At 70.8% G+C, this 24,626-nt stretch carries 19 protein-coding genes, 3 tRNA genes and 4 pseudogenes; 16 read left to right on the plus strand and 10 right to left on the minus strand.

The features are described from left to right. The first annotated feature begins 17 nt into the window (after positions 1-17). The gene (locus tag ACVDFE_RS39740) at positions 18-1,328 is read left to right on the plus strand and encodes a LuxR C-terminal-related transcriptional regulator (RefSeq protein WP_360400962.1); all 1,311 of its coding nucleotides are present in this window, start codon (positions 18-20) and stop codon (positions 1,326-1,328) included. A gap of 225 nt (positions 1,329-1,553) precedes the next feature. Here the strand turns inward: ACVDFE_RS39740 and ACVDFE_RS39745 are convergent, their stop codons facing one another. Beyond that, positions 1,554-2,801 (minus strand): helix-turn-helix domain-containing protein, encoded by a 1,248-nt coding sequence (locus ACVDFE_RS39745; protein ID WP_458434036.1) that lies wholly within the window; start codon positions 2,799-2,801, stop codon positions 1,554-1,556. Between the two features lie 21 nt (positions 2,802-2,822). Here ACVDFE_RS39745 and ACVDFE_RS39750 point away from each other — a divergent pair, with 21 nt between their 5' ends. From ACVDFE_RS39750 to ACVDFE_RS39760, 3 genes are all read left to right on the plus strand, one after another. Further along, positions 2,823-2,954 (plus strand): hypothetical protein, encoded by a 132-nt coding sequence (locus ACVDFE_RS39750; RefSeq protein ID WP_360400968.1) that lies wholly within the window; start codon positions 2,823-2,825, stop codon positions 2,952-2,954. Positions 2,955-3,085: 131 nt separating this feature from the next. Further along, complete coding sequence (locus tag ACVDFE_RS39755; protein WP_458434469.1) at positions 3,086-3,568, plus strand: PH domain-containing protein; 483 nt, start codon at positions 3,086-3,088, stop codon at positions 3,566-3,568. After that, positions 3,565-5,079 (plus strand): PH domain-containing protein, encoded by a 1,515-nt coding sequence (locus tag ACVDFE_RS39760; RefSeq protein WP_458434037.1) that lies wholly within the window; start codon positions 3,565-3,567, stop codon positions 5,077-5,079. Before ACVDFE_RS39755 ends, ACVDFE_RS39760 begins: the two co-directional genes overlap by 4 nt. 10 nt (positions 5,080-5,089) lie before the next feature. Here the strand turns inward: ACVDFE_RS39760 and ACVDFE_RS39765 are convergent, their stop codons facing one another. Further along, complete coding sequence (locus tag ACVDFE_RS39765) at positions 5,090-6,025, minus strand: GlxA family transcriptional regulator (RefSeq protein WP_360400974.1); 936 nt, start codon at positions 6,023-6,025, stop codon at positions 5,090-5,092. 71 nt (positions 6,026-6,096) lie between these two features. On the opposite strand from ACVDFE_RS39765, the gene ACVDFE_RS39770 reads away from it, so the two are divergent. Then, complete coding sequence (locus ACVDFE_RS39770; protein WP_458434038.1) at positions 6,097-7,362, plus strand: MFS transporter; 1,266 nt, start codon at positions 6,097-6,099, stop codon at positions 7,360-7,362. Here the strand turns inward: ACVDFE_RS39770 and ACVDFE_RS39775 are convergent. Continuing rightward, positions 7,294-8,826 (minus strand): helicase HerA-like domain-containing protein, encoded by a 1,533-nt coding sequence (locus tag ACVDFE_RS39775; RefSeq protein WP_458434040.1) that lies wholly within the window; start codon positions 8,824-8,826, stop codon positions 7,294-7,296. The genes ACVDFE_RS39770 and ACVDFE_RS39775 overlap by 69 nt on opposite strands. A 72-nt stretch (positions 8,827-8,898) precedes the next feature. Between ACVDFE_RS39775 and orn the strand changes: the two genes are divergently transcribed. The 3 genes from orn to ACVDFE_RS39790 all read left to right on the plus strand — a co-directional run bounded on the left by orn (position 8,899) and on the right by ACVDFE_RS39790 (position 11,327). Beyond that, the gene (orn, locus tag ACVDFE_RS39780) at positions 8,899-9,504 is read left to right on the plus strand and encodes an oligoribonuclease (protein ID WP_458434041.1); all 606 of its coding nucleotides are present in this window, start codon (positions 8,899-8,901) and stop codon (positions 9,502-9,504) included. 66 nt (positions 9,505-9,570) lie between these two features. Continuing rightward, positions 9,571-9,643, plus strand: a tRNA-His gene (locus ACVDFE_RS39785). A gap of 58 nt (positions 9,644-9,701) precedes the next feature. After that, entirely contained in the window at positions 9,702-11,327 is a 1,626-nt protein-coding gene (locus ACVDFE_RS39790; protein ID WP_458434042.1) for an ABC-F family ATP-binding cassette domain-containing protein, read from the plus strand. A 155-nt stretch (positions 11,328-11,482) separates the two neighbouring features. Here ACVDFE_RS39790 and ACVDFE_RS39795 read toward each other — a convergent pair whose 3' ends face one another. Next, positions 11,483-12,613, minus strand: a complete 1,131-nt coding sequence (locus ACVDFE_RS39795) for a L,D-transpeptidase (protein WP_458434043.1) — start codon at positions 12,611-12,613, stop codon at positions 11,483-11,485. A gap of 284 nt (positions 12,614-12,897) precedes the next feature. Between ACVDFE_RS39795 and ACVDFE_RS39800 the strand changes: the two genes are divergently transcribed. Further along, positions 12,898-12,971, plus strand: a tRNA-Lys gene (locus ACVDFE_RS39800). 100 nt (positions 12,972-13,071) lie between these two features. On the opposite strand, the gene ACVDFE_RS39805 is transcribed toward ACVDFE_RS39800, so the two are convergent. Then, a complete protein-coding gene (locus tag ACVDFE_RS39805) occupies positions 13,072-14,670 on the minus strand; it encodes a glycoside hydrolase family 64 protein (RefSeq protein WP_458434045.1) in 1,599 nt (532 codons plus the stop codon). 224 nt (positions 14,671-14,894) lie between these two features. Here ACVDFE_RS39805 and ACVDFE_RS39810 point away from each other — a divergent pair, with 224 nt between their 5' ends. Continuing rightward, a complete protein-coding gene (locus tag ACVDFE_RS39810) occupies positions 14,895-15,641 on the plus strand; it encodes a class I SAM-dependent methyltransferase (protein ID WP_458434046.1) in 747 nt (248 codons plus the stop codon). 13 nt (positions 15,642-15,654) lie between these two features. On the opposite strand, the gene ACVDFE_RS39815 is transcribed toward ACVDFE_RS39810, so the two are convergent. Continuing rightward, entirely contained in the window at positions 15,655-16,353 is a 699-nt protein-coding gene (locus ACVDFE_RS39815; RefSeq protein ID WP_458434047.1) for a GAF and ANTAR domain-containing protein, read from the minus strand. Positions 16,354-16,577: 224 nt separating this feature from the next. Next, positions 16,578-17,327, minus strand: a pseudogene (locus ACVDFE_RS39820) (ANTAR domain-containing protein); the annotation flags it as partial. Positions 17,328-17,588: 261 nt separating this feature from the next. Between ACVDFE_RS39820 and ACVDFE_RS39825 the strand changes: the two are divergent. Next, the gene (locus tag ACVDFE_RS39825) at positions 17,589-18,374 is read left to right on the plus strand and encodes an ANTAR domain-containing protein (protein WP_458434048.1); all 786 of its coding nucleotides are present in this window, start codon (positions 17,589-17,591) and stop codon (positions 18,372-18,374) included. 32 nt (positions 18,375-18,406) lie between these two features. Here ACVDFE_RS39825 and ACVDFE_RS39830 read toward each other — a convergent pair whose 3' ends face one another. Continuing rightward, positions 18,407-19,063 carry a fasciclin domain-containing protein gene (locus tag ACVDFE_RS39830; RefSeq protein ID WP_458434049.1) on the minus strand — a complete coding sequence of 219 codons (657 nt, stop codon included), beginning with the start codon at positions 19,061-19,063 and terminating at the stop codon, positions 18,407-18,409. 221 nt (positions 19,064-19,284) lie between these two features. Here ACVDFE_RS39830 and ACVDFE_RS39835 point away from each other — a divergent pair, with 221 nt between their 5' ends. From ACVDFE_RS39835 to ACVDFE_RS39850, 4 genes are all read left to right on the plus strand, one after another. Continuing rightward, the gene (locus ACVDFE_RS39835; protein WP_360400796.1) at positions 19,285-19,887 is read left to right on the plus strand and encodes a sigma-70 family RNA polymerase sigma factor; all 603 of its coding nucleotides are present in this window, start codon (positions 19,285-19,287) and stop codon (positions 19,885-19,887) included. Continuing rightward, a complete protein-coding gene (locus ACVDFE_RS39840; RefSeq protein ID WP_458434050.1) occupies positions 19,884-20,606 on the plus strand; it encodes an anti-sigma factor in 723 nt (240 codons plus the stop codon). The genes ACVDFE_RS39835 and ACVDFE_RS39840 overlap by 4 nt, the downstream gene beginning before the upstream one ends. Before the next feature lie 29 nt (positions 20,607-20,635). Then, positions 20,636-21,253 carry a lysoplasmalogenase gene (locus ACVDFE_RS39845; protein ID WP_458434051.1) on the plus strand — a complete coding sequence of 206 codons (618 nt, stop codon included), beginning with the start codon at positions 20,636-20,638 and terminating at the stop codon, positions 21,251-21,253. 66 nt (positions 21,254-21,319) lie between these two features. Continuing rightward, positions 21,320-21,393: transfer RNA gene (locus ACVDFE_RS39850), tRNA-Lys, on the plus strand. Positions 21,394-21,521: 128 nt separating this feature from the next. Here ACVDFE_RS39850 and ACVDFE_RS39855 read toward each other — a convergent pair. Further along, positions 21,522-22,728, minus strand: a pseudogene (locus tag ACVDFE_RS39855) (IS110 family RNA-guided transposase). A 328-nt stretch (positions 22,729-23,056) separates the two neighbouring features. On the opposite strand from ACVDFE_RS39855, the pseudogene ACVDFE_RS39860 reads away from it, so the two are divergent. Then, a pseudogene (locus tag ACVDFE_RS39860) lies at positions 23,057-23,643 on the plus strand (IS5 family transposase); the annotation flags it as partial. 13 nt (positions 23,644-23,656) lie between these two features. On the opposite strand, the pseudogene ACVDFE_RS39865 reads toward ACVDFE_RS39860, so the two are convergent. Then, a pseudogene (locus ACVDFE_RS39865) lies at positions 23,657-24,510 on the minus strand (IS5 family transposase). Positions 24,511-24,626: the final 116 nt, after the last annotated feature.

Genomic DNA, 24,626 nt, shown 5'->3' on the forward strand with positions numbered 1-24,626 from the left:
GAGGGGGCTAGAGGTTCATGACGGTTCCCGGCCGGACGGCTGACCCGCGGTCCACCGCGGTGCACAACCTGCGCGAGGCCCGCATCGCACTGGACGAGGGCAGGCCCGGCGAGGCTCTGGAGTTCGCGGAGAAGGCCGTCGCCGCGTTCTCCTGGCTGGACGACGTCGAGGGCGTCGCGGAGGGCGTGCTCGCCCAGTCGGTGGCACTGGGCAAGCGCGGTCTGTGGCCCAGCGCGCTCGACACCATCGACCGGGTGCAGGAGATCGCGGCGGCGAACCGCCACATCGGACTGCAGGCGCGGTGCAGCTTCTCCCGCGCGGTGGTGGAGCTCCGCCTCGACTCGCGGGAACGCAGCTTCACCTCGTTCGCCCGCGCGCTCGGGCTGGCCGAGCTCACCGGCGACAGCGAGCTGATCGGCTCGGTGCTGTTCGAGCAGGCGCGGGTGATGCGCATGCAGTACCACGAGCACTGCATGATCCGCACCGAGGAGAGCCGCTGCAGCCTCGACGGCGAACCGTGCGTGCGCAAGCTCCGGCGCGCGGAGGCGTTGTGCGCGCAGGTGCGCGACCGGTGGAAGCAGGTCGGCGACCCGGTGCGGATGGCCGTGGTCAACGTCCTGCTGACACACGTGCGCATCGATCTGGGCGAACTTGACCGCGCGCACCGCAGCTGGCAGCGCGCTGACCAGTTGCTTGCCGGAAGGAACCGGCCGGTGGCGCGTGCGGAGGCGCTGATGGCGCGGGCGCGGCTGAGCGGGGCGCGCGGCCGCTACCCCGAGCAGATCACCCAGCTGACGCAGGCAGCCGAGCTGGCCATGAGCTGCCTCGCGCGCGAGGTCGCGGTGCACGCCCACCAGCAGCTGAGCGAGGCCTACGAACGGGCCGGCGACTTCGAGCGGGCGTTGCGGCACGCGCGGGTGCAGCTGGAGCAGTACCGGTTGTGGGAGCTGCAGGAGGGCAGGGACCTGCTGCGGATGCGCGAGCACGACCCGTCCTCGCGGCTGGTGGAACAGTTGGCGCACAGGCGTTTCGAGCCCAAGCGCGAGGACGCGGTGGTGCGCGTGCCGCAGACCGGCGAGCTGCGCGAGACCGGTACCGCCGAGCACACGAACACCCGGATCGCACGGGCGTTGCGGGCCGGGCTGACCAAGCGCGGCATCGAGGTGCTGCGGCTCGTGGCGGCGGGCGCGAGCACCACGATGATCGCCGACGCGCTCGGCCTGTCGCCGAAAACGGTGCAGAACCACCTCCAGCGGATCTACTCGACGCTCGACGTCAACGGGCGCTCCGGCGCCGTCGTGTGGTGGATGAGCCTGACCGACTCGTAGTCATGCGTTGTCAACCGGTTGACAACTGCCCCGACCGGCCTGCTCATCGTTCGACCGTTCGGCCGCTTGCCGCTGACGGGGTGGTGCCGGAATCCGGGTGATTTACCCATGTCGTCACGGTTGAATTGGGTGATGTGACGGGTATCTGGTCTGTGTCATGCTCCGTTAACAAGGTGTCCCGATCACGAGCGAGGGGCGGTCATGACCGGGCAATGCGGCCCGCGCTCAGTGCTTGCGCAGAGCGATGCGCGCCACGTCGCGCCAGAGGAGCGGATCGACGCCCTCGGGGTTGATGTGCTCCAGCAGCGCGGCCAGCGCCGTGCGCGCGGCACTGCCGCCGTCCGGGTCGACCTCGTCCGCGGCCCGCACGAGCAGCAGGTGGCACCGCAGCTGGTGCTCGGCTTCGAGCGCACCGGTCGCCAGCGCCTGCTCCGCGAGGTCCCGCGCGCGGTCGACCTCCCCGTCGCGCAACGCCAGCTCGGCGCGCACCGCGCGGGCGTGGGCGAGCAGCCCGTCCGGGCGGCGCAGCGCGGCGGCGGCCCTCTCCACCTCGTCCAGCAGCGCGACGACCTCGTCGAGGTTCACACCCGGTGCCCGCAGCGCGAGGGCGGCACCGGCGAGCCGGACCCGGCAGCGGAACTCGGGGTCGCCGTCGTGGCCGGCGAGCAGCGCCAGCGCCTCGCGCATGCAGTGCGCGGCCTCGGTGCGGTCGCCGAGCCGGTCGGCCACCCTGGCGCGCACCCACCACGTGGAGATCGCCAGCCGGTCGCGGCCGAGCTCGGGCAGCCGCACGGACAGCTGCTCCACGACCTGTTCGGCGTCGGCGAGCCGGCCCGCGGCGGTGAGCTCGGCGCACAGCGCGATCAGGGCGCGGGTGCCGACCCGGCGCACCCGGTCGCCGTCACCGCCGGCGAGCTCGACGGCCTCGGTCGCGGCCCGCACGGACTCGGCGGACCGGCCAAGGCGCCGCAACGCCGCGGCGCGCAGCACCTCCACCAGCGCGTCCACCGCGGGGCCGGGAGACCACGACCGGCGCAGCTCCGCCGCCGCCAGCAGCAGCCCCTCGTCGTCGTGCTGCCTGGCCAGCACCACGAGCCTGGTCCAGCGCGCGCTCCAGCCGAACATCTGCTCGTCCGCCCGCTTCCCCAGCGCCTCCAACAGGTCGGCGGCGGTCACCAGGTCGCCGTCGTGGTAGGCGAACAGGGCCTCGCACCACGCCAGCGCCTCGTCCTGCACGGCGGTGCGGTCCTCGTCGACCACCAGCTCGGTGGGGTCGACGCCCAGCACCTCGGCGAGCCTGCGCACGACGGCGGGCGACGGCACGCGTTCGCCGGACTCCAGTCTCGACACGTAGCTCATGGAGACGCCGGGGCAGGCGAGGTCCTTTTGCGACAAACCGCGTTGCAGCCGAACCGCCCGCAACCGCGCGCCGAACCTCGTCAAAGACTTCCTGCCCTCATCCACGGTCGCCACCAATCGGAACGGAGCACCTCAATGAAGTTGCACAGTATCGCTCGGACCATCGCCGCCGTGATCCTCGGTTTGGGCGCGGTAGCGGCGATCTCCGCGACGGCGTCGGCCGACCCGGCCGAGCTGTTCACGCCGCCGTACAGCATCGCGCACTGATCACCCCGGCCGGTGCCGGTGCGGTCCCGCCTCCCTCGCAAGCGCGACCGCACCGGCACCGGCACCGGCACACCAATTGACACACCTGGCCACACGGGTGCGCACCGGTGAGGCACAGTTGTGGGGTGACTCTGCAACTGCGCGCGCCACGTCACCAGGTCAGCCCGAGGTCGGTCCTGCTGTGGACGATGCAGGCCGCCGTGTTCTGGCTGGTGCTCTTCATCCCGCAGCTCGTCGTGTTCCTGCTGGTGCCCCAGCCGCCCACGTGGGAGCTGGTGCTGCTGGTGGCCACCGGTGTCGTCGGGCTCGTGCACACGGCGGTCGAACCGAGCTGGCGCTACCGCGTGCACCGCTGGGAGACGACCTCCGACGCGGTCTACACGTTGTCGGGCTGGCTGAACCAGGAGTGGCGGGTCGCCCCGGTCTCGCGCATCCAGACCGTCGACACCAAGCGCGGTCCGTTCCAGCAGCTGCTCGGCCTGGCCACGGTCACCGTCACGACCGCGTCGGCGGCGGGACCGGTGGAGATCGAGGGCCTGGACCACGAGACCGCGCGCAGGCTCGTGGAGGAGCTCACCACCACGACCCAGGCCACGCCGGGTGATGCCACGTGACGACACCCGCGAACCTGCCCGCGGGGCTGCCCGCCGCACCCGAGCTCGCGGAACCGTTGTCGCAGTGGCACCGGTTGCACGTGCGGATGCTCATCGTGCGCCCGCTCAACGAGGGCATGGCGATGCTGGTGCCGATCCTGGTGCTGCTCTTCACCGGTGACGGCGAGAAGTGGCGGCTCATCGCGAGCGGCGCCACGGTCACGATGATCCTCGCGTTCAGCTTCCTGCTGTGGCGCACCACGAAGTACCGCATCACCGACGACCAGGTGGAGCTGCACACCGGTCTGCTGACCCGCAAGCAGCTCTCGGTGCCGCGCGATCGCATCAGGACGGTCGACCTCACCTCGAAGCCCGGCCACCGCGTGTTCGGGTTGTCCGCTGTGCGGATCGGCACCGGGCAGCAGGACACCCCCGGCACCGACGGCCTCACGCTCGACGCGGTGACGTCCGAGGAGGCTGAGCGGCTGCGGGTGCTGTTGCTGCGCAAGGCGGTCGCCCAGCCGCGGTCGGCCGAGGACGGCGCGGCACCGGCTGAGCCCGCGCCGTCCGAGGTGATCTCGCAGCTCGACCCGCGGTGGCTGCGGTTCGCGCCGCTGTCGCTGTCGGGCCTGGTCGCGATCGGCGCGGTGTTCGGCGTGCTGTCGAACTACGCCGACGACCTCGGTCTCGACGTGGTGCACGACCTGTGGGGCTGGCTGTTCGAGCACCCGAGCTTCCAGCTCTTCGGCGGGTTCGCCATCGCGCTGGTCGTCCTGGGGCTCGTGCTGTCCGTGCCGCTGTACGTCCTGCAGTTCTGGAACTACCGGCTGACCCGCGAACCGGACAGGACCCTGCGCGTGCAACGGGGGCTGCTCACCACCCGCTCGGTGTCGGTGGAGGAGCAGCGGCTGCGCGGCGTCGACGTCCAGGAACCGCTGCTGGTGCGCGCCGGCAAGGGCGCGAAGGCCGTCGCGGTGACGACGGGTCTGGGCTCGAAGGGCGAGAGCAGCCTGCTGCTGCCGCCCGCGCCGATCGCGGTGGCCCACCAGGTGGCGCGCGACGTGCTGCGGGTCGAGGACGACCCGACGACCAGGGCGTTGCGCGGGCACCCGTTCGCCGCGTTGCGCCGCAGCCTGGTCCGCCACGTCGTGCCGTGGGTGGTGATCGCGGCGGGGCTGGCGGTCTGGGCACCGTCGTGGGCGTGGCCGATCCCGCTGGTGGTCCTGCCGTTCTCCGCGCTGGTCGGCTGGGACAACTACCGCTCGCTCGGCCACGCGCTGGACCCGCGCTACCTGGTGACCCGCAACGGTTCCCTGGTCCGCAGCACGGTCGCGCTGCAACGCACCGGCATCATCGGCTGGCGCATCCAGCGGTCGTTCTTCCAGCGCCGCAGCGGTCTGCTGACCGTCGGCGCCACGACGGCGGCCGGGGCGGGCATCTACCGCGTGACCGACGTCGGCGAGTCCGACGGGCTGGCGCTCGCCGACGAGGCGGTGCCGGACCTGTTGCGCCCGTTCCTGGTCGAGGGCTGACCGCCCGGCGTCAGGCCGTGCGGAACGTCTGCCGGTAGGCGCTCGGCGACACCCCGATCGACGCCGCCAGCTGCTGCCGCAACGCCGCTCCCGTGCCGAACCCGGCGTGGTTCGCGACCTGGTCGACCGGCAGGTCCGTGGACTCCAGCAGGTGCCGTGCGCGGTCGAGGCGCTGCTGGGTCAGCCACTGGCCGGGCGACATGCCGGTCTCGGCGCGGAACCGGCGGGTGAACGTGCGCACGCTCATCCGCACCTGCGCGGCCATCGCGGCGAGGTCGAGCGGTTCTTGGAGTCGCTCCAAGGCCCACTCGCGGGCGAGCGCCGTGGAGGTGTCCGGGTAGCTCGGCACCGGGCGGTCGACGAACTGGGACTGGCCGCCCTGCCGCCACGCGGGGACGACGCAGTAGCGGGCGACCCAGTTCGCCACCTCGCTGCCGTGGTCGGACCGGATGACGTGCAGGCACAGGTCGATGCCCGCGGCGACACCGGCCGAGGTGAGCACGTCTCCGTCGTCGATGAACAGCACGTCCGGGTTGAGCCGCACCTCCGGGTAGAGCGCGCGGAACTCCTCGGTGGTGCGCCAGTGCGTGGTCGCCGGCCGTCCGTCCAGCAGCCCGGCGGCGGCCAGCACGAACGCGCCGGTGCAGATCGACATGATCCGCCGGGCGTTCGTCGTCGTGAGCGCCTCCCGCACCGCCGGTTCGAGCCACCCCTCCCGTGCGGGCCGGTAGTGCGTGCCGGGGACGAGCACCGTGTCCGCGTCCCGCAGCACCTCCAAGCCGTGCTCGGGCGCGATCGTGAAGCCGCCGCTGGTGGGGATCGGGCGGCGGTCCGGCGAGCAGACGACCACCTCGTAGCGGTCGGCGAGCCGGGCGAACATGTGCGTCGAGCTGCCGATGTCGAACGCCACCGACTGTTCGAGCGCGAGGACGGCGATCCGGTGCATGGCCCGATTCTTTCACATGTTGACCATCGGGCCACTGGTCGCCGGGTCGGTCATCACCGAACCTTGTCGGCGTGAGACTGCATTGGGCCTGGGTTGTCGCAGGTGTGTCGTTCATCGCCCTGGTGGGTGCCGCGTCGTTCCGCGCGGCGCCGGGTGCGTTGATCGAGCCGTTGCAGAGCGAGTTCGGCTGGTCGACCGGCACGATCTCGCTCGCGATCTCGATCAACCTGTTGCTGTACGGGCTGACCGCGCCGTTCGCCGCCGCCCTGATGGACAGGTTCGGCGTGCGGATCGTGGTCACCTACGCGCTGACGATGGTCGCCATCGGCAGCGGACTGACCGTGTTCATGACCGAGTCGTGGCAGCTCGTGCTGCTCTGGGGCGTGGTGGTCGGGCTCGGCACCGGCTCCATGGCGCTGGCGTTCGTCGCCACCATCACCGGACGCTGGTTCGTGCGGCACCGCGGCCTGGTCACGGGCGTGCTGACCGCGGGTGGCGCGGCCGGGCAGCTGGTGTTCCTGCCGACCGTGGCGTGGCTGTCCGAGAGCTACGGCTGGCGGCCGGCGTCCCTGGTGATCTGCATCGCGGCGCTCGCCGTGGTGCCGCTGGCGGCGTTCTTCCTGCGCGAGTACCCGCGTGACGTCGGGTTGCTGCCGCTGGGCGCGACCGAGGACACCCCGCCGCCGCCCGGTGGTGGCGCGGCACGGCGGGCGATCGGCGGGTTGCTCTCGGCCGCCAGGACCCGGCCGTTCTGGTTGCTGGCCGGCGGTTTCGCGATCTGCGGCGCCTCGACGAACGGCCTGGTGGGCACGCACTTCATCCCCGCCGCGCACGACCACGGCATGCCCACGACGACCGCGGCCGGGCTGCTGGCGCTGGTGGGCGTGTTCGACGTCGTGGGCACGATCGCGTCCGGCTGGCTGACCGACAAGGTCGACTCGCGGATGCTGCTGGCGGCCTACTACGCGCTGCGCGGGCTGTCGCTGATGCTGCTGCCGCAGCTGTTCGGCGAGTCGGCGCACCCGTCGATGCTGGTGTTCATCATCTTCTACGGCCTGGACTGGGTCGCGACCGTGCCGCCCACGGTGGCGTTGTGCCGCCAGTACTTCGGCGTGTCCGGTCCTGTCGTGTTCGGCTGGGTGTTCGCCTCGCACCAGGTCGGCGCGGCGATCGCGGCGTCCGCTGCCGGGCTCACCCGCGACCACCTGGGCAGCTACGACCTGGCCTGGTACGTCGCGGGCGCGCTCTGCATCGGTGCCGCGGTGCTCTCAGCGTCGCTTGCGCGAGGTGCCGAAGACGCCCCGCGTGATCTCGCGGGCCAGGGCGCTGCCCGCTGACCGCAGGAACGACTTCACGGCGCTGTTGCCGAGGACCTTCTCGACGAGCCCCGGTTCCTCCTCCTCCCGCCGCTGCGGAGGAGGAGGAGGAGGAGGAGCTTCAGGGGCTCGTTCCTGGTGCGGTGGCGCGACTTTGGCCATCAGCTGCTCGTAGGCCGACTCGCGGTCCACGGTCTCGGCGTACTTGCCATGCAGGTCGGACGCCTGGGCCTCCTGCCTGATCGCGTCGGTGCCGATGGTGTCCATCAACGACCGCGGGGCGCGCAGCCGGGTCCACGCGACCGGCGTCGGCGCGCCCTTCTCGCTGAGCACGGTGACGACCGCCTCGCCGATGCCGAGGGACGTGAGCGCCTTCTCCAGGTCGTAGTGCGGTGTCGTCGGGTACGTCTTCACCGTGCGCGCCAACGCCTTCTGGTCGTCCGGCGTGAACGCGCGCAGTGCGTGCTGGACGCGGGCGCCGAGCTGCGACAGCACCTCGTTGGGGACGTCGGTGGGCAGCTGGGTGCAGAAGAAGACTCCGATCCCCTTGGACCGGATGAGCTTCACGGTCTGGGTGATCCGGTCGAGGAACGCCTTCGAGGCGTTCGCGAACAGCAGGTGCGCCTCGTCGAAGACGAACACCAGCTTGGGCTTCTCGACGTCGCCCTCCTCCGGCAGCGTCTCGAACAGCTCCGCCAGCAGCCACATCAGGAACGTGGAGAACAGCACCGGGTTGCCCTGCAGCTCGGCCAGTTCGAGCAGGCTGACGACGCCCTTGCCGTCGCGTTCGCGCATCAGGTCGGCCGGGTCGAGCTCCGGTTCGCCGAAGAACCGGTCGCCGCCCTGCGCCTCCAGGTTGACCAGCGCCCGCAGGATCACGCCCGCCGTGGCGCTGGAGACGCCGCCGATGCCCTTGAGGTCGCCCTTGCCCTCGTCGCTGGTGAGGTGCTGGACGACGCTGCGCAGGTCCTTGGTGTCGAGCAGCGGCAGGCCCTTCGAGTCGGCCCAGTGGAAGATCAGGCCGAGCGTCGACTCCTGGGTGTCGTTCAGGCCGAGCACCTTCGACAGCAGGATCGGGCCGAAGCTCGTGACCGTCGCCCGCAGCGGCACGCCGATGCCGCCGGTGCCGATGGAGAGGAACTGGACCGGGCAGGCCTGCGGCTGCCAGTCGTCGCCGGTGTCCTGCGCGCGGGCGGTGGTGCGGTCGCTCACCTCCCCCTGCCGCGACAGACCGGACAAGTCGCCCTTCACGTCCGCCATGAGCACCGGAACACCGTGGGCGGAGAGCTGTTCCGCGAGCAGCTGGAGGGTCTTCGTCTTGCCCGTTCCCGTTGCGCCGGCGACGAGTCCGTGCCGGTTGACCATGGACAACGGGATGCGGACGTGGGCGGTCGGTTCCACCTGATCGCCGACCAGCACGGCACCGAGCTCGATGGCCGCGCCCTCGGAGGCGTATCCCGCAGCGATCTCAGCTTGAGCCGTCATGCACGGGGAGCGTAACCAGGTTGCTGCACGCCGCCACTCGAAGTTGACGCTCCGCGCAGTAATGTTCGGGGCGTGATGGATCGTCTGGTGTGGATCGACTGCGAGATGACCGGACTCGACCTGGGCAAGGACGCTCTGATCGAGATCGCGGCACTGGTCACGGACGCCGAGCTGAACGTGCTCGGCGACGGCGTGGACGTTGTGATCCACGCGGATGACGAAGTGCTGGCCTCGATGCCGGACGTCGTCATGGAGATGCACGCCAGGTCGGGCCTGACCGAGGAGGTGCGCGCCTCCGCGGTGACGCTGGAGGAGGCAGAGGCGGCCGTGCTCGCCTACATCAAGGAGTGGGTGCCGGACCCCCGGACCGCTCCCCTGGCCGGCAACTCCATCGCCACCGACCGCGGGTTCATCGCCCGCGACATGCCGGCGCTGGACGCGCACCTGCACTACCGGATGGTCGACGTGTCGTCGATCAAGGAGCTGTGCCGGCGCTGGTACCCGCGGATCTACTACGCGCAGCCGGGCAAGGGCCTCGCGCACCGGGCGCTCGCCGACATCGTCGAGTCGATCCGGGAGCTCGCGTACTACCGGCGCACGGCGTTCGTGCCGCAGCCGGGACCGACGAGCGAACAGGCCCAGGCCGTGGCCGCTGACCTGCTGAAGAACGTCGACTAGACCCCTGATTTTTATCTCGGTGGATGCCGTTGCTATGCTTTCCTCGCCAGTCAACGACTGGCAATGGTGGGTGTAGCTCAGCCGGTAGAGCACTGGGTTGTGATCCCAGGTGTCGCGGGTTCAAGTCCCGTCACTCACCCTTTGTCGAAAGGCCTCCGCACCTGCGGGGGCCTTTCTTCACGTTCAGGGGAGTTTCGATGACCACGCTCGTCGCGAAGGACCTCGCCGCAGGTCACGGTGACCGCGTCCTGTTCTCCGGCCTCGACCTGGTGGTCGCGCCCGGCGACGTGATCGGGCTCGTGGGCGTCAACGGCGCCGGCAAGTCGACGCTGCTGAAGACCCTGGCCGGGCTGATCCCCGCCGAGTCGGGCCGCGTCTCGCTGAACCCGCCCTCGGCGAACGTCGGGCACCTGCCGCAGGAGCCGGACCGCCGCGAGGGCGAGACCGTGCGGGACTTCCTGGCCCGCCGCACCGGTGTCGCCGCGGCCCAGGCCGACCTGGACCGCGCCACGGAGGCGTTGACCGCGGGCGACGACGAGGGCTACTCGGACGCGCTGGACCGCTGGCTCGCCCTGGGCGGCGCGGACCTGGAGGAACGCTCGCTGGAGGTCGTGGCCGACATCGGCCTGACCGTGGGCCTGGACGCGCTGATGACATCGCTCTCCGGCGGTCAGGCGGCACGGGCGGGCATGGCGTCGTTGCTGCTGAGCCGCTACGACGTGTTCCTGCTCGACGAGCCGACCAACGACCTGGACCTCGACGGCCTGGAGCGGCTGGAGAAGTTCGTCACGGGCCTGCGCGCCGCCACGGTCCTGGTCTCGCACGACCGCGAGTTCCTGGCCCGCACGGTGACCCGCGTGCTGGAACTCGACCTGCACCAGAACCAGGTGCGCTTGTACGGCGGCGGCTACGAGTCGTACCTGGAGGAACGCGCGCGGTCGCGGCAGCACGCCCGTGACGACTACGAGGAGTTCGCCGACACGAAGTCCTCCCTGGAGGCCCGCGGCCGGATGCAGCGCGCGTGGATGGAGAAGGGCGTGAAGAACGCCCGGCGCAAGGCGGGCGACAACGACAAGAACGCCCGCAAGTTCCGCGCCGACGCCACCGAGAAGCAGGCCTCGAAGGCCCGCCAGACCGACCGGATGATCGAACGCCTGGAGGTCGTCGAGGAACCGCGCAAGGAGTGGGAGCTGCGGATGGAGATCGCCGCCGCACCCCGTTCCGGCGCGGTCGTGGCGTCGCTGCGGGCGGCGGTGGTCTCCCGCGGTTCGTTCACGCTGGGCCCGGTGGACCTGCAGGTCGACTGGGCGGACCGGGTGGCGATCACCGGCGCGAACGGCGCGGGCAAGTCGACGCTGCTGGCCGCGTTGCTGGGCCGGGCCCCGCTGTCCTCCGGCCACGCGACGCTGGGCTCCGGTGTCGTGGTGGGCGAGGTGGACCAGGCGCGCGGGCTGTTCCTGGGCCCGCTGCCGCTCGTGGACGCGTTCCAGGAGGCCGTGCCGGACATGACGCCCGGCGACGTGCGGACGTTGCTGGCGAAGTTCGGCCTCAAGGCCGCGCACGTGCTGCGCCCGGCGGCGTCCCTGTCCCCCGGCGAACGGACGCGGGCGGCGCTCGCGCTGCTGCAGGGCCGCGGGGTGAACCTGCTGGTGCTCGACGAGCCGACGAACCACCTCGACCTGGCGGCGATCGAGCAGCTGGAGCAGGCGCTGGAGACCTACACCGGCACGTTGCTGCTCGTGACGCACGACCGGCGGATGCTGGAGGCGGTGCAGGTGAACCGCCGCGTCACCGTGGCCGGCGGCCAGGTGACGGTCCACTGAGGACAAGCGGAAGGGGCCGCACCCGGCGTGGCGCGGCCCCTTTCCGATGCTCTAAGCCTGTTGCCAGAAGTCTTGCCCGCCCCCTCCTCGTTGTTGCCCAGGCGAGCCAGGGGCGAGACTTCGGGGCGTCACAGGCACAACATCGGGCAACCTGCTCAGCGGTTGCCCTTGACCCAGGTCTCCCACGGCACCTGCCAGTCGCCGAACCCGTCCCACGACTCCAGCACCGGCCCGCCGGAGTTGCGGACGATCACGACGTCGCCCTGCTTGCTGTTGTCGAACACCCACTTGGCGTTCTCCGGCGAGAGGTTGAGGCAGCCGTGGCTCACGTTGCGGCGGCCCTGGTCGCCGACGGACCACGGGGCGCTGTGGAAGAAGATGCCGCTGTTGGACATCCGGTACGCCCAGTCGACCGGCGTCTTGTAGCCGCCGTTCTCCAGCGCGAGGCCGTACGTGGTCGAGTCCATGATCATGTGCGAGTGCTTCTCCATCAGCACGTACGTGCCGGTGGGGGTGGTGTTGGCGGCGTTGCCCATCGACGTCGGCATGGTGCGCACGACCTGGCCGTTGACCTTCGTCACGACCTGGTGGGTCTGCCCGTCGGCCTCGTGGATGACGGCGTCGCCGACGGTGGTCGTGATGACGCGGTCCTCCTGGCCGTAGATGCCGTCACCGACGTGCTTGCCGTAGACCTTGACGTGCATCGTGATCTTGGTGCCGGCCGCCCAGAACTCCCGCGGCCGCCAGTGCACTTCCTTCTTGTTGAACCAGTAGAAGGCGCCCTCCACCTTGGGCTCGGTGGTGACCTCCAGCATCTGCTCGGCCGCGACCCGGTCGGCCACCGGCTCGTCGAAGTAGAACGCGAGCGGCTGCCCCACGCCGATCGTGGTGCCGTCCACCGGGTTCGTGGACACGTAGGTCAGCGTGCGCGGCTTGACCGTGGTGAACGACGACGTCTTGGTCTGCGGCTTGCCGTCCGCACCCGTCGCCGTGGCGGTGAGCTTGTAGGTCTTCGCGTACCCGAGCGGCTCGATGTTGTTCCACTGCGTGCCCTCGGGGTTCAGCTTGCCCTCGACGACCTTGCCGTCGGGGTTCGTCAGCGTCACCTCGGTGAGCTTCCCGTCCGCCGCGGTGGCGATGACCGGCAGGCCGGGCGAGACGTCCACCGCGCCGTCGTTCAACGCCAGCGTCAGCGTGACGGGCTTGGGCGGAGGAGGAGCACTCGACGGGGTCTCGGCGGCACCCGAGCCCCCCGCGCTGCCACCCGAACACCCTGCGATCAGCATCACAGCGACCCCCGCTGCGACCACCCCGCGACCGCGCCTGCCCCACATCCCCATCGACGCACTTCCGATCTACTCGTCGCACTCCCGAGACTGCCCGCACGTGCTCGTATTGGCGTCCCCCGAACAGGTGACGCCAGCTCGTTCGGTGACGTTGCGCGAGTGGCCGGATCGTTACGTGCCCGATGCACCCGAAACCACCCTTGACCAGCCGATTGGGAGCGTGCGACAGCCGTGTGCTAACGTTCTTCCCGTCGGAACGAGCACCACATCCGGCACACAAACAAGCGCCGCTAGCTCAGTTGGTTAGAGCAGCTGACTCTTAATCAGCGGGTCCGGGGTTCGAGTCCCTGGCGGCGTACTCCAGAGAAGCAGGTCACAGATTTGTGACCTGCTTCTCTGCATTTCCGGAGCTGTTCCCGATCTCCGTTTCCGCCCCGGTTGCGAAACCGCGTGCGATGTCAGCCGCGGTGCCACTTCTGGTTGGCGCCGCCGACGCAGTCCCACATGTGCAGAACGGCATCGTTGTCCGGGTTCCACTCCGCGATGTCGACGCACTTGTTCGCCTGCGGGTTCACCAGGTCGCCCGCATCGGACAGCACGAACTGCTGGGCCGGGTTGCCGGAGCAGGTGGCGAGCTGCACGGCCGCGCCGTTGGCCGTCGAGCCCCACGCCACGTCCACGCACTTGTTGTTCTCGGTGCGCAGGGTGCCGCCGACCCACTCGAACCGCTGGTTCGTGCCGCCGGTGCAGTTCCACACGATGAGGCGCTGGCCGTCGGCGAAGTTCCAGTTCGGCACGTCGATGCACTTGCCGTGCCAGTCGCTCACGACGCTGCTGAAGCCGTTCGCGGGCGGAGGGGTGGAGCCGCCGCCGGTGAACGGCGTCAGGACGATGCCGGCCGAGCGCGGGTCGCCGTCGTGCACCAGCGACTCCTGTGCCTGCACGTCGTCGAACGCGAACCCGTACGCCTTGCCGTCCACCATGTTCTGGTGCACCAGCCGCGAGTAGTGGTTGGTGATCGTGCCCTGGTAGAAGTCCGCGGGGCCGCCGCCGGGCTGCACGTCGATGCGGCCGAGCGTGCTGCGGTGCAGGGCGGCGCACAGGGTGCGGGCGATCGGGCCGACCACCTGGTCGTTGGGCGCGTGCAGGGCGCCGTCGCAGCCCCACACGTTCGAGGTCGTCGGCTTGCTGAACGACGCCACCTGCTGACCGGACGTGTTCGTGAAGTTCATGGTGGCGCCGGAGGTGCGACCGAAGTACTTCACGTCCGGGCGGTCGCCGAACGGCTGCACGGTCAGCGTCTTGCCCGCATAGGCGTTCCACGCCTGGGTGATGTACGGGTCGAGGTAGTTGCGGTCGAACTGGCCGACGTCGGCGGCCTTGCCCGGTGCGAGCACGCGCAGCACGGTTCCGTCCGAACGGGACATGACCGACCCGCCCCAGCCGGACTGGTTCCGGATGCCGTTGATGACGGCGTCGCGCCCGCCGGGCTTGAGCTCACCGGTCTTCTTCGTGGTGCCGCTCGCACCCGTGACGGTCACCGCGTGCGGCACCGCGAACATGTCCACCTGGGAGCTGTTCAGCCACAGGCCGGCGTCGTTGTAGGTGAACTCGCTCCAGTCGAACAGGATGCCGCTGTTCGGGTCGCCGGACGCCCACGGTGCCGGCTGCACCAGGCCGTCGGGGGTCGGGAAGAACTTGAGCTTCTCGCCGAACGACATGTAGACGCGGCCGGAGATGAACCGCGGCACCTTCAGCGTGGCGGTGCCGCCCTGGCCGGGACCGGCGATCGACACGTCCGGTGCCGGGGTGGGCGGGTTGCCGCCCGGCGACCACGGCGTGAAAGCGCCGGCCTGGTTGACGTGGCCGAGGCGGCCGCTGCGGATGTCGGTGCCCAGGACGTACAGGTGCACGGCCTCGGACCGGCCGCTGTTGTTGGTGACGGTCAGCGGCAGCAGGTCGGGGCCGATCGCCTGTGCGGGCGGGATCGCGACGGCGGTCGACACGGTCGCCGCCAGTGCGGCGAGCGCGCTCCACCACTTCGTTCGAGTGCGCATGGGACTCCTTGTGCAGGGGGTGCTCCGCCGGCAGGTCCCCGACCGGCTTCAGGGCGGCCGGGGTCCTCCGGTCCGACAACTGGTCCAGACCGGTTATGAGAGCGCTTCCATGGTTGTGCGCGGAGACGAACCCTGTCAATACCGGAAGCCGGACTCCGTGTGCCGGCAAGCCGTTCGTGAACGGCGATAGGCTGCCCGTCAGTCGATCGACCGGGGGGTTCGGCATGGCCGGGGCGGAGCTGTACGACGACATCGGCGCGGGGTACTCACTGGGCCGCCGCACCGACCCGCGCTGGGAGGCGGCCGTCCTCACCGCGCTCGGCGACGCGCGGACGGTCGTCGACGTGGGCGCGGGCACGGGGTCCTACGAACCCGCAGGGCGGACGGTGCTCGCGCTGGAGCCGTCCCTGGAGATGATCCGGCAACGACCGCACGGCGCCGCACCCGCCGTGCGCGCGGTCGCCGAGTCGCTGCCGTTGCACGACAACGCCGCCGACGCCGCACTGGCCGTGCTCACCGTCCACCACTGGACCGACTGGCGGGCCGGACTGGCCGAGCTGCGCCGGGTGGCGCCGCGGCAGGTGGTGCTCGCCTACGAGCCGCGCCGGCACGTCGAGTTCTGGTTCGTCCGCGAGTACGTGCCCGAGATCGCCGCGCTGGAGCTGACCCGGCCCTCCGCGGCCGACGTCGCCGAGGAGCTGGGTGCCGACAGCGTCACGCCGCTGCCGGTGCCCTGGGACTTCACCGACGGCGTGTTCCCCGCGCACTGGCGCCGCCCGGCCGCCTATCTGGACCCGCGCGTGCGCCGTGCCTGCTCCGCGCTCGCGCAGACCGATCCCGCCGCCGTCGACCGCGGTGTCCGCCGCCTGCGGGAGGACCTGGCCAGCGGCCGGTGGCAGGAGGACCACCGCGACCTGCTCGCCCTCGACGAGTGGGACGCCGGTTTCCGCCTCGTCGTCGCGCACGACTGACCTTTGTGGACCGTCAGTCGGCCAGCCGGTTCAGCGGGATGCGCCGTGCCAGAACGTCTTTCGCCAACTCCCGCACCGACCGGCCGGTGGCGAAGGCGTGTGCGCGCAACCGCACCAACGCCTCTTCGAGGCTGACTCCCAGTTGCACGGCCAGCATGCCGGAGGCCATGTTCACCTCCTGGTACGCCAGGTCCACGCGCAGCCGTTCCTCGTCGTCCATGCGCTCGTGCTGTGCGAGCAGCGCGCGGGTCACGAGGTCGGCCAGCACCGCGGCATCGGCGGCGGCGTCCTCCGACAGGTCGCCCGCCCGCCTGCTGTACAGCGCGAGGGTGCCCAGCACGGCCGTGTCCGCCCGCAGCGGGAACACGAACACCGCCGCCAGCCCACCGGCCCTCGCCGCCGCGGTGAACGCGGGCCACCGGGCGGACTCGGCGGCCAGGTCACCGGCCAGCACCGGTTCGCCCGCGCCGATCGCGGCGGGCACGGGACCCTCGCCGAGCGTGAACTGCTCCTCCGCCAGGCCCGCCGCCCACGGGTCGCTCGCCCCGACCAGCTCCTCGGCCCGGTCGCTGCCGTGCAGGACCAGCGCCGCGCCGTCGACGCCCGGCAGCTGCGACGGCAGTGCCGCGCACAGCGACCGGCCCAGTGCGGCACCGGCCGCACCGCACTCGGCCACCAGCCGGCTGAGCCGGTGTCGGCGTCGCTCGTCCACCCGTCGTCCCGCCTGCCCTCCCGCGAGCGCGTCCCGGCCGCCGGTCAGCCCGCCGGACCGGGGCCGCCGGGCAGGTCTTCTCCGGGCTCGTCCCCGGCCGGCGGGGCGCCCACCGGCGGGGTTCCCCCTGGCAACTTCCCCGCTGGCTGGTCCCCCGCCGGCAGGGTCCCCTCCGGCTGATCTCCGTGTGGCAGGTCTCCCTCCGGCCGGTCTCCCCCTGACGGGTCCAGGCCGGGGTGCCCGCTCGCGACCATCTCGGCGATCGCGACGAGCTTCACGTTGAGCTGCTGCGAGGTGTGCCGCAGCTGGTCGAACGCCTCGTCGGCGGTGAGGCCGCGCCGGGCCATCAGGATGCCCTTGGCCTGCCCGATGACGTCACGGGAGTCGATCGCGCGGCGCAGGTGCTGGGCCTGCAGCTCGGCGGCACCGACCGCGCCGGTGTGCGCCAGCGCCAGCGAGGCGTGGGTGGCGAGCAGCAACGCCGCCGCCTGCGCCGTCTCGTCCAGGCCGGAGGACGTGCGCGTGTAGATGTTGAGCGCGCCGGACAACCGCGGCGGCCGGACGCCGGGCAGCAGCGCGGTGGCGAGCACGGCACCCATCCCCAGCTGCGCGGCGGCGGGGCCGAACCGGGGCCAGAACGGGGTGGTGGCCAGGCCGGTCGCGGTCACGACGGCGGGCCCGGACGGTTCCGCGACGTCGAGGCAGGGCCCCTCGTGCAGGTCGTACTGCAGCCGGTCCAGCTCCACCGCCACGGGATCGGTCTCGACCGGCGTGTGGAACCGTCCGTCGGGTGAGCGCAGCGTGACGCTGACGAGCTCCGCACCCGGCACGAACAGCACGGCGGCCCGCACGACCTGCTCCAGCACTTCTCCGGCGGTGGTGGCGTCGAGCAGCGAGCAGGTCAGCGTGGCGAACTGCTGGGCCAGCGGCCCCAGCGGTGCGCCGTGGTCGCGGGCCGGTGGGCGGTCGCGCAGGACCGCCTGGCGCGCGTCCGCGGCGAACCGGTCCCTGTCGCGGCGCCAGTCCGCCGCGCTGGGTGGCACGTACGGCACCTCCACCGCCCCCTTCTGCGACCGTGTGCACCTCCCACCTTGCCGTGTGCGGAACCCCGGCGCACTTCGCGTTCGAGATCACCGCGCCGGGTGTGCACGCCGGTCGGTGCCGGGTCGTAGGATTCCCCTCCGAGCGTTGAGCATCCAGCGCCGAAGTCGCTCTCCCACGGAAGGCACCGCGGCATGGATGACAAGACGACGCTGCCCGACCTGCCCGCCGCGTCGTGGGCCGACAGCCACCGGTCGGACCCGGTGGAACGGCTCGACGAGGCGACCACCGCCCTCACCGCGTTGCAGGAGAACATCTCCGCGGAGGAACCGCTCGACCAGGTGCTGCAACGGCTCGCCGAGACGACGGCGACGGCGGTGCAGGACGCCGACGTCGTGACGGTCACCGTCGACCCGGAACGGCCGCGGACGGCGGCGGCCACGAACAAGGTGTTCGTGGAGATCGACGAGGCGCAGTTCCACGCGGACCGCGGTCCCTGCCTGGAGGCGGCGCGGACGCTCAAGCCCGTGCGGGCGGTCGTGGGCGAGAACGCCCGCGTGTGGCCGGAGTTCGAGTCCTGCGCCAGCCGGCACGGCGTGCGGGCCTACCTGTCCGTGCCGTCGGTCCTGCCCGCCTCGGACCGCAGCGACGCGCGGCACGTGGGCTCGCTGAACATCTACAGCTACAGCACGGCGGCGTTCGACCCTTTCGACGAGGGCCTGATGCGGCTCTTCTCGACGGCGGCCAGCGCGTCGATCGGCAACTCCCACCAGTGGCAGCGCTCGCGTGAGCACGTCAAGCACCTGGAGGCGGCGCTGGTCTCGCGCGCGGTCATCGACCAGGCCAAGGGCGTGCTCATGGCGGTGCACGCGTGCACGGCGGACGACGCGTTCGCGATGCTGGTGCAGCAGTCCCAGCGGGAGAACAGGAAGCTGCGCGACGTCGCCGAGGCGCTGCTCAGGAACGTCACGGGTTCCTGAGCAGCGCCTCTGGTGAGCTCAACCGACGAGGGTCAGGCCGGCATCAGGACCGTGTCGATGAGGTAGACGGTCGCGTTCGCGGTCTTCACGCCACCGCAGATCACGTTGGCGTCGTTGACCTTCAGCGCGTTGCCGGAGCCGCTGACCTTGACGGTGCCGGTCTGCACGGTCTTCTGGTCGCCGGCGATCTTGTCGGGCGCGATCTGGCCGGGCACCACGTGGTAGGTCAGGATCTTGGTCAGCAGGGCGTCGTCGGTCTTGAGCTTCTCGATCGTCGCGGCGTCGATCTTCGCGAACGCCGAGTCGACCGGCGCGAACACGGTGAACTCGGCGCCGTTGAGCGTCGAGACCAGGTCGACCTTCGGGTTGAGCTTGCCGGACACGGCGCTGACCAGCGTCGTGAGCAGCGGGTTGTTGCTCGCGGCGACGGCGACCGGGTCGGCGGCCATGCCCGCGACGGAACCGGCACCCGACGGCACCTGCTTCGCGTAGTCGGCACAGCCGGGGCCGACGAGGTTCGAGGCGGGGTCGGCCATCGCCGACGAGGACGGCGGTGCCATCGAGGTCGCCGACGTGGTCGCGGTGGTGGAGCTGCCGCCGGCCGTGTCACCCGAGCCGCAGGCCGCGCCGAAGAGGGCGAGCGAGGCGGCGCCGACGGCCAGGACGGTGGTGCGGACGGTCTTGTTCATGACAGGACATCTCCAGGGAGTGGTCGAGCGGTTGCTGCCGGTGATTCGCGACCCCCCGGTGAGCGGATGGGTGCGGTTATCGATCCGTTACCCGAAGCCGTCGCCCACAGTCGGCGTCGAGGGCGGTGACCTGCGCTTCAACCAGTCAGTCGGACACCGACCGATCCATTCGCGCTCCTGCTGCGAACACCAGAGGACAACGCTCCAGGAGAGGACGCAGGATGCCGAAGCTCGAGCGGCCGCTGCACGGCCTGCCACCGGCCACCGGCCACCCGGCCGAACCGTCAGCCGACGAGCTGCTGGCCCTGGTCGCGCGTGGTGACGAGGCCGCGTTCGAACGGCTCTACGACGTGGCGTCCGGTTCGGTGTTCGGCCTGATCAGGCGGGTGGTGCGGGACCAGGCGCAGTCGGAGGAGGTGTTCCAGGAGGTGATGCTCGAGGTGTGGCGGACGGCGACGAGGTTCGACCCCGAGAGGGGCAGTGCCACGACCTGGATCATGACCCTGACGCACCGCCGTGCCGTGGACCGGGTCCGGTCCGCGCAGGCGGCGAGCAACCGCGAGGAGCACGTGGCGCGGCTCGACCCCGCGCGGCCGTTCGACGAGGTGAGCGAGCAGGTCTCCGGCCGGTTCGAGCAACGCCAGGTGCGCCGCTGCCTGAGCTTCCTCACCGAGCTGCAGCGCGAGTCCGTCGTGCTCGCCTACTACCAGGGCTACTCCTACCCCGAGGTGGCGAGCCTGCTGGGCCTGCCGCTCGGCACGGTCAAGACGAGGATGCGCGACGGCCTGATCCGGCTCCGCGACTGCATGGGGGTGACCGGATGAGGACCACGTCCCCCGATCTGCACACGCTCACCGGCGCCTACGCCGTGAACGCCCTGTCCGACCTCGAACGCGCCGCGTTCGAGACCCACCTGGCCCACTGCGCCGGTTGCGCCGTGGAGGTCGCCGAGCTGGCGGCCACCGCGACCCGCCTGGGCGTCGCCGTCGAGTTCACGCCCCCACCGCACCTGCGCGCCCGCGTGCTGGCGGCGGCGAGCGAGACCCGCCAGCTGCCCCCGCACACCCCGCGCGCCGCCCGTTCCCGCAGCTGGCGTCCCGCCGGCGGCCTTCTCGCCGCCGCCTGCCTGGTCGCGGCCGTCGTGCTGACCGTGCAGGTCACGGGTTCCGACTCGTCGCAGGACCAGCTGACCCAGCTGGCGAGCGAGTACGGCCGGTTCTCCGACCTGCTGTCCACACCGGACGCCAGGCTGGTGACCGCGAACGGACCGGCCGGGTCGACCGCCACCGCCGTGATCTCCCCCAGCCGCAACGAACTGCTGTTCCTCAGCCGCTCGATGCCCGCCCCGCCGACCGACCGCGTCTACCAGCTGTGGGTGATCAACTCCGACGGCCCGCACTCGGCCGGCGTGCTCCCCTCGGGCTCGGCACCACTGCTGACCGGCGGCGTCACCGGCGCCGAACGGGTGGCCGTCACCGTTGAGCCACAAGGAGGTTCGCCCACCCCCACCGGCGAGAAGGTGATGGAGATCACCGTCGCGTGACGGTGCCGCGGCCGCTTTAGGCTGCGCACGTGAAGAAACAGGCCTACGCGCTGGCCGCGGTCGTGGACTCGATCGCGGCCGCGCGCCGCACCACCTCCGTGCGCAAGGTGACGAAAACCGCGCTGATGCCCGCTTTGGCGGTCGCCAGCCCACCCCGCGACCCCGGCATGGCCGTGGGCCTCGCCGGCTCGTGGGCGGGCGACGTGGCCCTGCTCGGCGACTCCGACCGCGCGTTCCGCACCGGCCTGTTCTCGTTTCTGGCCGCCCACCTCGGGTACACGGCGGCACTGGCCCGCCGCTCCCGCCCCGGCACCCGCGGCGCCGTCGTGCCGATCGTCGCCGCTTCCGCAGCCGCCGCAGCGCTCTTCGGCCGCGCGGCCGGCCCGCTGGGACGCCCGGTCGCCCTCTACGCCCTCACCCTGGGCACGATGGTCGCCGCCGCGTCCACCGCCCGCGGCACCGGCGCCCGCCGCGTCCTCGGCGGCGCAACCCTGTTCATGACCTCGGACGCGCTGCTCGGCGCGAGTCGGTTCGTCCTCAAAGGACGTGCCGCCCGCATCGCGTCGGCCGGGGTGATGCCGACCTACGCGGCCGCGCAGTGGCTGCTGCACACCGGCTTCGCGCAGGGTCGGGGGGAGCCCTCGTAAAACGGTTCCCAGGCGTGTGCTAACGTTCTTCTCGTCGGAACGAGCAGGACACCGGCACACAAACAAGCGCCGCTAGCTCAGTTGGTTAGAGCAGCTGACTCTTAATCAGCGGGTCCGGGGTTCGAGTCCCTGGCGGCGTACACCGGAGAAGCAGGTCGAGATTCGTCTCGACCTGCTTCTCCGTATTTCGGGTGCTCATCCGAATTCTCCCTCTCCTCGTTCTGGATCATGCTTGGCGCGCCCGAGGACATCCCTGGGGATTAAGGGGTCACATTGCGGCGTGGTGCGCCCAGGCGGTGGTCTCGTCGTAGGTGGTGCGGCTGGCGAGGCAGCCGTGGATGATGCCGACGAGGCGGTTGGCGAGGTGGCGCAGGGCGGCGTTGTGCAGCGCGCCGCGGGCGCGTTGACGGTCGTAGTAGGCACGTGCGCCCGGCGAAGTACTCAGCGCGCTCATCGCTTGGCGCATGAGTGAGTCGACCAGTCTGGTGTTGCGCACGTACCGGCAGTTCACGGTGGTCTTGCGGCCGGAAGCGATGGTGACCGGGCTGGTGCCAGCGTAGTTCTTACGGACCTTCGGGCTGGCATAGCGGGTGCGGTCGTCGCCGAACTCGCCAAGCGCCCTGGCACTCAGGGTCTCGCCCACGCCCGGCTGGGACAGGTGGAGCTCCGCGTCCGCGTGTCTGCGCAAGCGTTTGACCATCTCGTTCTCGAGGACGGTGATCTCCGCAACGAGCACGGCGATCACCGCCACCAGCGACTTCACTGTAACGACATACGCGCGCTGCAGAGCCGCAGGCACGCGCAGTTGGTTGGTGTTGAGAGCCGAGTGGATCCTGTCGGTTCGATCTTCAATCTCCTGCCTGCTCGCTGCAGCGCTGCGACGATCTGCTCACGCGGGAGCTTGGCCACGGCGTCCGGCTCCGGAGCGCGTTTGAGCAACTCAAGCACGTCGGAGGCGGCAGAGTCCTCGCCGAACGCGGCCAGCGCGGCTGGGTAGAAGTCCCGCAGTTGCGCCCGCAGCCGGGTGACCTGGTGCTGACGATCCCAGATCAACGTCTGATGCGTGCGAGCCAGCAGCTTGATCGTCTCGGGCAAGTCGCTGTCACCAGCGACAGGGCGCAACTGGTGGGAGTCGGTCCGCACCATGTCCGCCAACGCGTGCGCGTCCGCGGCGTCGCTCTTCGCGCCGGACAGAACGAACCGCTCGCGGAACCTGCCGGTCTGGCGCGGGTTCACCGCGAACACCCGGTACCCCGCCGCGATGAGTGCCGTCACCCACAGGCCACGATCCGTCTCGATCGCGATCAGCACCTGCTCCGATTCCATACCATCGGAGTGATCGGCAATCAGCGCGTGCAAGCGCGTGATCCCTTCCTCCCGTCCGGCAGCCACACCGCGGCCAGCGTGCGGCCGGTCGCGTCCATGATCTTGATGTCGTGATGACCTTCAGCCCAGTCATCACCTAGGAACAACACCTCACACACCTCCACGCCTCGGCAGCACTCGATCAGCGGGAGAACGCCGGCGGTCAATGGTCCTGTGCTCACATCAGTGCCACGGTGGCACGACATCCCTTCAGCGGTCGCTCGTCCCCGGCCGCCGGCAAGCGCACGCGCCTCGGGAAGGACTTACCCGCTCCGCAATAGCCAAGTGCTCACCCACCAGCAGCCGTCGTGCTGCATCCTGTCGGTCCGGCCGCAGCTATGACCAAGTCAAGCTCACCCGCTAGGAAAGTCCTTCTGCCCCCTCTGCTCCGATGCTGGGCTAGCCACCTCCGTTGTCACCTAACAGTGCGGCAGACCCGAATGGCAGGAGGCCGGCGTCTGGCAGCAACTGCATGAGCGGCTGCTTGCCGAGTTGCATGCCGCCGGGGTTACTGGACCTGTCCAGGGGCCCTGGTCGACTCCAGCCGCCTGCGCGCGCTCAAAGGGGCCCACACCGGACCGAGCCCGGTCGACCGCCGCAAACCCAGTTCCAAACACCACCTGATCACCAACGCGAGCGGGATACCGCTGGCCGTTCACACTCACCGGCGGGCACCGCAACGACGTCACCCAGCTGATCCCACTCGTCGACGCGATCCCGCCGATCCGCAGAGTGCTCGGCAAACCACGGCGCCGACCGAAGCGGATCTACGCCGATCGCGGCTACGACCACGACGAGTACCGACGCATGATCCGAGTTCGCGGCGTCACAACTGGCATCGCCTGCTGCGGCGTCGACCACGGCTCCGACCTGGGCACTGTCCGTTGGCCGGTAGAACGCACCTTGCCTGGCCCAAAGGTTTCCGGCGGCTCCGCGTGCGCACCGAACGGCGAGCCGGTGTCCATCAGGCCGTGCTCAGCCTTGCCTGCTCAATCATCTGCCTGCGCAAACTCATTCTGAACTGATCACTAAGAGGTCCTAACAGAATCGTTGGACGTGGCGGTAGCAGATGATGCAGGTAGCGAGGCCGAGGAAGGCTTCGTGGATGTCGTCGCGGCGTTCCCAGCGGATGCGCAGGCGTTTCATACCGTGGTACCAGGCGATCGTGCGCTCCACGACCCAGCGGACTGTCCCCAGGCCGGAGCCGTGGGACTCGCCGCGGCGAGCGATCCGCGGCGTGATTCCCCTGGCGCGCAGGCGTCTGCGGTACTTGTCGTGGTCGTAGCCGCGGTCGGCGTAGACCGTCCTCGGGCGTCGGCGCGGCCGGCCCCGTCTGCCGCGCACGTTGGGCACCGCGTCCAGTAGCGGCTCGAGACCGGTGACGTCGTTGCGGTTGCCGCCGGTGAGCAGGACCGCGAGCGGGATGCCCCCGCCGTCGGTCAGGACGTGGTGTTTGGAGCCCGGCCGGGCGCGGTCGACCGGGCTCGGCCCGCTTTTGGGCCGCGTCGAGCAGCACGGACGTGCGAGGTGTCGATCACTGCCCGGTCCCAGTCCAGCCTGCCCGCCGAGTGCAACTCCGCCAGCAGAAGCTCATGCAGCCGCGACCACACGCCAGCCTCGTTCCAGTCGCGCAACCGCCGCCAGCAGGTCATCCCGGAGCCGAAGCCCAACTCCTGCGGCAGGAACTCCCACTGGATCCCGGTGTGCAGCACGAACAGAATTCCGCACAGCACCTGCCGGTCCGGCATCCTCTTACGACCAGGATTACGCGGCCTGCGCGGCACCACCGGCAGTAACGGCTCGATCCGCTCCCACAGATCGTCCGAGACGATCCACGGCGGCGACTGACCCCTCCTCACGGTCAAACATGATCCACATCCGACATGCTGCACGCCACCACGTTGATCATTCTGTTAGGAACTCTAAGCCCGACCCTGCACCGATTGATCACAGCTAGCCTAACGGCCTGGTCCGGAGTGTGGCTCCGCAGCTCGATTCGATGGACAGA

This window comes from Lentzea chajnantorensis (genome assembly GCF_054300775.1).

Coding starts and splice junctions, on each gene's coding strand:
- ACVDFE_RS39750 (WP_360400968.1), top strand. CDS start 2,823: ATGAAGTTGCACAGTATCGCTCGGACCATCGCCGCCGTGATCCTCGGT.
- ACVDFE_RS39805 (WP_458434045.1), bottom strand. CDS start 14,670: ATGCGCACTCGAACGAAGTGGTGGAGCGCGCTCGCCGCACTGGCGGCG.
- ACVDFE_RS39810 (WP_458434046.1), top strand. CDS start 14,895: ATGGCCGGGGCGGAGCTGTACGACGACATCGGCGCGGGGTACTCACTG.
- ACVDFE_RS39765 (WP_360400974.1), bottom strand. CDS start 6,025: ATGCACCGGATCGCCGTCCTCGCGCTCGAACAGTCGGTGGCGTTCGAC.
- ACVDFE_RS39775 (WP_458434040.1), bottom strand. CDS start 8,826: ATGACGGCTCAAGCTGAGATCGCTGCGGGATACGCCTCCGAGGGCGCG.
- ACVDFE_RS39840 (WP_458434050.1), top strand. CDS start 19,884: ATGAGGACCACGTCCCCCGATCTGCACACGCTCACCGGCGCCTACGCC.
- ACVDFE_RS39835 (WP_360400796.1), top strand. CDS start 19,285: ATGCCGAAGCTCGAGCGGCCGCTGCACGGCCTGCCACCGGCCACCGGC.
- ACVDFE_RS39740 (WP_360400962.1), top strand. CDS start 18: ATGACGGTTCCCGGCCGGACGGCTGACCCGCGGTCCACCGCGGTGCAC.
- ACVDFE_RS39825 (WP_458434048.1), top strand. CDS start 17,589: ATGGATGACAAGACGACGCTGCCCGACCTGCCCGCCGCGTCGTGGGCC.
- ACVDFE_RS39795 (WP_458434043.1), bottom strand. CDS start 12,613: ATGCTGATCGCAGGGTGTTCGGGTGGCAGCGCGGGGGGCTCGGGTGCC.
- ACVDFE_RS39830 (WP_458434049.1), bottom strand. CDS start 19,063: ATGAACAAGACCGTCCGCACCACCGTCCTGGCCGTCGGCGCCGCCTCG.
- ACVDFE_RS39790 (WP_458434042.1), top strand. CDS start 9,702: ATGACCACGCTCGTCGCGAAGGACCTCGCCGCAGGTCACGGTGACCGC.